General features: G+C 38.0%; 2 protein-coding genes. Both read right to left on the reverse strand.

Going from position 1 to position 4,614, the window contains the following annotated elements:
- A partial coding sequence (locus tag F3G66_RS09375; RefSeq protein ID WP_149707898.1) for a hypothetical protein occupies positions 1–188 on the reverse strand: 188 nt, incomplete at its 3' end.
- Positions 189–745: 557 nt separating this feature from the next.
- A partial coding sequence (locus F3G66_RS09520; RefSeq protein WP_188115863.1) for a beta strand repeat-containing protein occupies positions 746–4,614 on the reverse strand: 3,869 nt, incomplete at its 5' end.

Here is a 4,614-nt window from a genome sequence, read left to right on the forward strand (position 1 = left end):
ATTAGAGTTATTTCTTTACCATCAGTTTGAGTTATTGTTACTTTAGAGTCAGAGCTATCTGTAATTATCTTTTCGTTTTGGTAGACGATGTCTCCAACGCTAAGATTTCTTACTTCTCCAGTTGCATTGTTAAGAGCTCTTACGCTTCCCCCAGTTACACTTTTAACTACTCCAGCTTCGTTAGCCATGACATTCTCCTTGATCTTGAGTATGATTTATTTAAAATTGGAAGAATTATATAAATTTTAAAAGGGTTTGTCTATTGTACTGGGGTACGATAAAAACTAACCTATAAATTAAGCTCAGCATTATTATTGACTGCGTTTCGTTTGTATTAACATGGCCACTCAACTTAATCAATCAAAAATTTTTAACATTATTGAAGTCGACAGTATCGTTACATATTCCACAATCGATAGCAGAGGTATTGGTTAGGCTTGTGCCGTCTTCTTACGATTTAAACCTGGTGCTTAAAAATTACTAAAGCAATTTGATATTTCACTTTAAGTGTAATCAGAGTTAAAATAAAAAATAACAGAAGATATCTTTTATAAAGATGGATTGATACTATTATTTTTTGGTTGATTATTTTGCTATTCTTTACACTATCTAACTTATTTTATTGCTATGTTAACTAGTTGTTAAAGCCAAAAATTAGAACAGTTGCTAGAATAATACAAGATTAAAAACTGTGGTAATTTTATTTGGAGTAAAACCCAAGAAATTCTTGGGTTTTATTAAGGGGTTATAAATCTGGCGTAACGTTATTTTCTATTTTAATACTTACCGTTTCGCCATTTACGGTCGTAGAATACGTTCCGTCATTATTATTTTGCCATGAGGACGTATCCGTCTTATGAACGGTATCATCGCTACCGCCTTTTACGGTAAGAGTATCGCCGGTAGTTTTATTGATATCTAGCACGTCTTGTGCAGTAATGTTTAGTTTTGCGCCGTTTATACTCGTCATATCTACCGATTTTACATTTTTATCCGTTATAGCAGATAACTGGGATAGATCCACAGTTTTATCGCCTTCCATATTGGTTATATTTACGTCTCCATCTGTATGAGTTATAGATACTTTGTTTTGAAAATTTAAGTTATTAAATCCAGCAGAAGCTCCGTTCTTCAAAACTAAAGTATTATTGCCCTCATCTCCGTTTATAGCTATGCTACCTGAATTATTTATAGTAGCTCCACCACTTATACTTATAGTATCATTGCCCTCATTGCCTCGAACCGAAGAGTTCGTCAAAGTAGCTCCAGAATTTATATTTATAGTATCGTTTCCTTCATATCCATAAACGTGACCGCCGTTTAAATTGGCTCCAGAATTTATATTGATAATATCATTACCTTCGCCTGCGCTTATATGCGTACCGCTTTCGAAATTAGACCCTGAATTTATATTTATAATATCATTACCGCTTCCGGTTCCTATTCCAGTTCCTTGCGTTGTTTTAAATATAGTATCAGTAGCATTTATAGTATCGTTGCCCTCTTTCGTCCAGATATTAGTATCGTTTACAGTAACGTTATATAAATTTACGGTATCATTGCCAGTTCCAGTATCGACCTTGACGTTTTTATTGTAGTCATTGTCGACTTTGTTTAGATTTGTATTCCTTATCGTAACGATATCATCGCCGTCTCCACTAATAATTTTACCGCCGATAGAACCTTTCCTGTCAGCTCCTCCGTCGATATCGATCGTATCCTTATCTTTTCCGCCTAAAACGCTGCCTCCGATTGTCGAATTTGAAACATTGATCTCATTTTTACCGCCATAGGTGCTGCCCTCGACGTTGCCTTTTACGGTGGCGTTTTGGATAGTAATATTATTTCCGTCGGAATCCTGAGCTGCACCGTATGCGCTAGGGTTTTCGCCGCGTCCGCCGCTAACGTATCCGTTTACGGTCGCACCGTCTAAAATTTTGATCGTGTCGCTATCTTCTCTACCTTCAACGTTTTTTAGTATCGTGGTGCCTTGACCGCTTACGGTGATCTCGTCATTTCCCCACATACCCCATACATAACCTGCTTTGGCGCCATTTTCTACAAATATCTTATCGTCGCCGCCTCTACCGTTTATGTAAGCAGCATAAGCATCTTTACCGCTTACGGTTATTTTGTCGCCTCCTTCATCTCCTTGTATATAGCTAGTCCTTGCGCCGTCCTTTACCGTGATGATGTCATCACCGTCTCCGCCTGCTATATATTTTGCGTAAGTATCTTTACCACTTAATGTTATCTTATCGGCATCGGCGCCTTTATCTTCTATATCCAAGCTTGGATTTACTGCCTTTTCATACTTATCATTCTTCATCTTCGTGTCGCCGTATATTATTCCATTTACTTTAGCACCATCTTCTATGGTTATAGTATCTACGCCACTGCCGCCTTTGATAGCTTCGTATATAATTTTTCCATTACTATCCTTCACAATTTCTCCGTTGCTATCTTTCATAGGTTGCCCACTTATTGTAGAGTTATTTACAGTTATTTTATCGTTACCGCCTTCGCCGTCGATAATTCCGTTAATAACGCTACCGCCTGATATCTCTATTTTATCGGTATAACCTCCGCCCCAAATCGTACCGTTAACGGTTGAATTTTTGATTGTTATAGTATCTGTGCCATTAACCGTATCAAAGACATCGTTTCCATCTCCATTAATACCCTCAAATTGGTTTTTGTTCCCTGAGTCGTCTCCATTAAAATTACCCTTGTCTTTATTGGTTGAACTTCCATAAAAACTACCTTTCCCGCCGACCGTTGAATCGATTATATTTATTTCATCGCCATCAGATTCAGCCCTTACGCCACCGACTTTAGAATTATTAGTTACGTTTATAGTATCGCTGCCTTTGCCAGTAAAGATAGTTCCTCTTACAGTAGCATTATTTTCTACATTTACCGTATCTTTATTTATACTATTTATATCTATATCAAAGGATACTGTAGCTTTGTCTTTTACAGTTACGGTATTGGTCCAATCTTCGTTTTTAAATTCGCCATCATGATTATATTTATAGCCCGTTACTCTACTTACAGCAGTGTCTTCGCCCTCTATAGTTACCGTATTTTTACCATGACCTAGTTGAACGCCAGATCTTTGTTGAAATTGAGCTTCCATAGAAATTCTATCCTCATCGGTAATTTCGCGACCGTCTTTATATTTATCTATGCTCTTATATCTGGCAGATACATCTTCAATCCCTACAGTACCGACAGTAGCTCCGCCTTTTATTTTAATAGTATCATTGCCGTCGCCGTCGTAAATTCCCGCTTTAACTTTTGCTTTATTTGTGATGTTAATAGCATCATTGCCGTCGCCGGCTATTATACCGCCTTGTTTTATCTTATAGCCGGTATGATTTACTATTTCTTCGCCGTTTACTTTCGTGCCTTCCCCGTCTACATTTATCGTGTCGTTGCCACTACCGCTATTGATATTAGTTAAAATTTCGGCTCCATTTTTAACGTTGATCGTATCGTCTCCGGTTCCCGTAGAGATCATCTGCACTTTAGCTCCGTCTACGGTTATGTCATCGGCCTTATCAGATCCAAAAATTTTAGGTTTTACGGTATCGGCTACTTTTACTACGGTAGTATTCGGTTGACTTTCATATTCTGAAGTATCGGTACCCTCTTTAGCCACTACCAGCTTTTTGGCATTATCCGATCCTATAATAGTCGATTTATCTTTGCTTATGAACCAACCATCTTGGTAATCGAATTTGTCTTGATAATTTTCTATATAGTGTTTTTGTAGAAGTTTATCTCCTGCGCTTATCTCACCCTTATCTATAGTTAATCCGTCTACGGCATCTTTAAATGCTTTTGATATATCTGAATCAGATATCTTTTGAGCCTGAGACGCATCACTAGTGGCTGATATAGAACTTTTATCTTCGCCCTGAACCGCATTTAAACTTTTAAAATAATCATTGGATCTATCCAAGGACGCATCCATATTGCTATCACGCATAGTATTGTAGTTCGACCTTGTTTCAGCATTTATCCCCAATTTTCCTTCATTATTTCTACCCATCTCGATATTATATGCAGATGATGGGATTTCCATTATCGCTGGAGGAGTTGGCTCTGGTTGTGGTTGAGGCTCTGGTTGTGGTTGAGGCTCTGGTTGTGGTTGAGGCTCTGGTTGTGGTTGAGGCTCTGGTTGTGGTTGAGGCTCTGGTTGTGGTTGAGGCTCTGGTTGTGGTTGAGGCTGAGAATTATCATTCTCAGCTACCCCGCCTATAGCGGTGCTTGTTGGTGCACTATTTATTGTATAGTTATTAGTATTATCTGGCAGATTACCATAATTAGCATATATGTTACTAATGTGGCCTCCTTCTGCAAAGCTAGCAGAAGATAAGCTTACGCCATCTCCACCATTACCACCTGCTTGTGGACCACCTGCAGCAGTTTCTTCTAGAGCATTAAGATCTGTTCCTTTTAAGATGGCTTGTTGTAAAGCTGAGATATCAGCTACTGTTTCGTTATTGTTAGAGTCTTGATCTAGAGTTATAGTATCTTTACCTATTAGAGTTATTTCTTTACCATCAGTTTGAGTTATTGTTACTTTAGAGTCAGAGCTATCTGTAA

This window comes from Campylobacter concisus (assembly GCF_902460665.1).
Lineage (GTDB): Bacteria > Campylobacterota > Campylobacteria > Campylobacterales > Campylobacteraceae > Campylobacter_A > Campylobacter_A concisus_AL.